The sequence below is a fragment of the Providencia sp. genome (genome assembly GCF_003533305.1).
Classification (GTDB): Bacteria; Pseudomonadota; Gammaproteobacteria; order Enterobacterales; family Enterobacteriaceae; genus Providencia.
Genome location: NZ_DOEH01000002.1, coordinates 1 through 3,289 on the forward strand (window position 1 = coordinate 1; position 3,289 = coordinate 3,289).

6 protein-coding genes and 1 pseudogene are annotated in these 3,289 nt (G+C 35.7%); all 7 read left to right on the plus strand.

Features of this window, described 5'->3' with window-relative positions:
• A pseudogene (locus DD649_RS00520) lies at positions 1 to 449 on the plus strand (hypothetical protein); the annotation flags it as partial.
• Positions 442 to 768: a hypothetical protein gene (locus DD649_RS00525; protein WP_294101331.1), complete on the plus strand. Its 327-nt coding sequence runs from the start codon at positions 442 to 444 to the stop codon at positions 766 to 768. The pseudogene DD649_RS00520 and the gene DD649_RS00525, both read left to right, overlap by 8 nt.
• A gap of 111 nt (positions 769 to 879) precedes the next feature.
• Positions 880 to 1,212: a hypothetical protein gene (locus tag DD649_RS00530; RefSeq protein ID WP_336428566.1), complete on the plus strand. Its 333-nt coding sequence runs from the start codon at positions 880 to 882 to the stop codon at positions 1,210 to 1,212.
• 435 nt (positions 1,213 to 1,647) lie between these two features.
• Positions 1,648 to 1,917, plus strand: a complete 270-nt coding sequence (locus DD649_RS00535) for a PAAR domain-containing protein (protein WP_294101335.1) — start codon at positions 1,648 to 1,650, stop codon at positions 1,915 to 1,917.
• Between the two features lie 57 nt (positions 1,918 to 1,974).
• Positions 1,975 to 2,202, plus strand: a complete 228-nt coding sequence (locus DD649_RS00540; RefSeq protein ID WP_336428569.1) for a hypothetical protein — start codon at positions 1,975 to 1,977, stop codon at positions 2,200 to 2,202.
• Positions 2,199 to 3,110, plus strand: a complete 912-nt coding sequence (locus tag DD649_RS00545; protein ID WP_294101338.1) for a hypothetical protein — start codon at positions 2,199 to 2,201, stop codon at positions 3,108 to 3,110. The genes DD649_RS00540 and DD649_RS00545 overlap by 4 nt, the downstream gene beginning before the upstream one ends.
• Positions 3,103 to 3,289 (plus strand): PAAR domain-containing protein (locus DD649_RS00550; RefSeq protein WP_294101343.1); only part of this gene is annotated, 187 nt, incomplete at its 3' end. The genes DD649_RS00545 and DD649_RS00550, both read left to right, overlap by 8 nt.

Sequence of the window (3,289 nt, forward strand, 5' to 3'; positions counted from 1 at the left end):
GCAATCAGCTACCTGAGCCTGTTGATATTACGTCAGCAGGTGGCTTTCCTATTAATGAAGGGCAGCCGCAGATATATATTACACCTGTACCGGATGCAAAGGATTTACGTGATTATATCCTGATCACACCGATACCATCGATTCCTGCGATATATGTTTATATGCAAGTTAAAGGAAAAAGAACTAAGAATAGGCTACCAGAAGGTAAAAATGGAGATTTAGGCCCAAGTAATGAGATATTAGAAAAAAGAAATCCAGAAACAAATGAATTAATTCAAGTAAGGAAATATGACTCAGAAGGTAAACCAGTAAAAGATATAGATTATGGTCATGACCATGGAGCGGGGGATCCACATGTTCATGAGTGGAAATACCCATCAAATTCTGCACCAAATAAAGTAAGGTCAGCAGGAAGACCACTTCAATCTGGAGAGACAATCAATGATTAATAACATTAATTTTCATGATGTAAATATACATGGTATATTTTATATCGAAGAAGAGGAAACTCTTGAGTTATTTTTATCTAATAATAAAAAATTACGATTTGAACAAGTTATACATTGGGATTTTTCAGAATTTGAAAAACAAAATATAATATTTAATATTAAGCAGTATCAAGAAGTTCCTTTGTGGATTAAAGAAGATTTTGGAATAAAAAAAGCATTACCATTAAATAATTCATTATGTTATATAGACTCAAGCGTAGGCCTTTCTGGAATAATAATATATAGAAATGTAAAGTTTTTTGAAGATGTAATCTCATAAATAATTGTCAACACACGTTAATAGTATTAGCGTGTGTTGATTTATAAAGTAAAACATTTCAAACAAGACATAGTCTACCAAGATTAAATCTCATTTAATAAAAGAGGCTCAATGAAAATAATCACTATCCCTCTTTCTGAAGAAGCAATGCATAGGCTGGATTACAATGAATCTATTGATGGTGATCTACTAGAGCTAGAGTTGAGTGATAATCAACTACATATCTTAAATAAAATTAACCTATTTGAAACAATTAATTATAAATTAGGTTTAAATATAGATGATTATGAAGATGAGAGCCTGCATGACATGAATAAAATAGAAAGTTTAAATGAGATTCTCAAAAGCGTGTTAAATGAAGAGAATAAAAATATAATTGATTCAATATTAGAATTGACGAATATGGCACTGAGTAGAAAAACAGGAGTATTTTTCTACTTTTGATACCGTAGTATTATTTAAAATACACTCTGAATGTTTTAGGGCCTCATTATGGGATACCTTGTAACGGAGGAATAAGCCAATTCAAGAACATTAATAATGATAAATATTAATTTTGAAAAAAAATGGGGTTATGATTCTCAATGATTTAGATCTTGATGAAAATATACCATTACCCTAGCAAGTCGAACGTTTAAAAGAGGATATGCTACAGGTTGAATTTCCTTTAAATTATGTTTTAGATGTTAGTTGGAGACCATTATTTCAGGTAGATGGTAAGTTTTATGTAGTCATCATTAAAGATTCTGATTGGGACGAGTCTTTGTTTTTTGCCACTGCTGATAATATTAGCGAGTTGATAGAAAAAATATATTTATCAATAAAATCAATTTGTTAACATATTAAGTTTCATGAAATTGAATAAGAAAAGGATTTGTTATGCGTAGCACGGTGAACGGTCGTAAAATTATCTTAAAGAATGATACTACGAATACCGGTGGTACGGTGCTTAAGGCTTCTTCTCTTGCCAAACAAACCCAAGGAGTCGCCTGTGTGGGCGACTCGGTTTATTGCCCTTCATGTAAAAAAACAGGCACTATCATTGAAGGGGATAGCTTAATGAAAATTAATGGTATCCCAGTCGCGTTAGAAGGTCACAAAGTCGCTTGTGGGTGTTCAGGTGGCTGTGTACTTGTTGCTGTGGGTTAAATGTAGATTTATTCTTAATGTGTTCTAACTCAATTTAATGCAGCGTTTGAGGCGGCTTTGCAAGATACTTTAGCCTGTACGGCACTGCGTGATGGTGAGCTTGTGCTGAGTTTTGAAGTCGAAGCGGGTATTTTTGCAAGGAATCCTCTGGGACAATCTATCCCATCAATTTATTGGTATTACTTGGTAGACCGTCTGAAAGGCGAGATTGCGCCACTGCGTTACCGAAACGGTGATCCTGATGATAAACTTTATGGCTGTATTGATGAGGACGGCACCGAATGACCCGTTTATATACCGTAACAAAGCACCCGGAGCAATTAGAAACCACGCCATTGATTGAAGAAAGTCATCACTACGATGATCCGTTGGAGCCTCAAAAACTAGTATTTTTAGATGCGGTGGATAAACAGCGTTGTGTGATTAACTCCCCACAGCGAAATAGCCAGCTCACCAACACGATACCTTTTTTTATCGTGCTCTTAGTAATGGCATTTTATACGCTGTTCGGGTTTATTGAAAACCATAAGTCAAATTATTTTACCCTTCAAGATAGGTCTAGCTACTACAATAAAAAATATGGGGTAGATCAGTTACCAAAAGAGTTATCGCGATATTTGCCATATATGAAAGCTAAGGAAATAAGTATCGGAACATATCTAATCGATTACTATACTGATAAAATTTATAGAAATGATGAGCTTAAGGTATTGATGATTATCGGCTGGTTGATCTTTTTCCCCGGTTTTTTGTGGCTATTGGGCTATCTCTCTTTCTTTACCCCTCCGGTGCATCTCATTGCTGATAGGCAACGAGGAATATTATATAGCTATGGGATGGGGAAAGTACGTTTAACACGCTATGAAGATGCTCAAATCGGTTATGCGGGTAAAATGTTGGCGATTAAACTGTATGGCATTGATGAAAAAACAGGCCAACTAAAAACTATACTCTATCGCCCGAATGTTTCACATTACTCCAGTTTTCTGACCAGTACCGACAGTGAAAACCACCGCTTTATTACTTTTCTCAATGCCTATATGCAACAAGGTCGAGATGCCGTTTCGCCTGTCGATTACCAAGCTCGTAAACCTTTTTTATCTTTTGGTAAAAACCCACTTCCTGCTGATTTTGAACAACAAGTCGAACAGATTTTAGCAAAGCTTGATGAAGAGAAAAAACACAATGCGTAGTCTTGTGAACGGCAGAAAACTCATTTTAAAAAATGATACCACGAATACTGGCGGTACGGTGCTTACGGCTTCTTCTCTCGCCAAACAAACCCAAGGAGTCGCCTGTGTGGGCGACTCGGTTTATTGCCCTTCATGTAAAAAAACAGGCACTATCGTTGAGGGGGATAGCTTAATGAAAA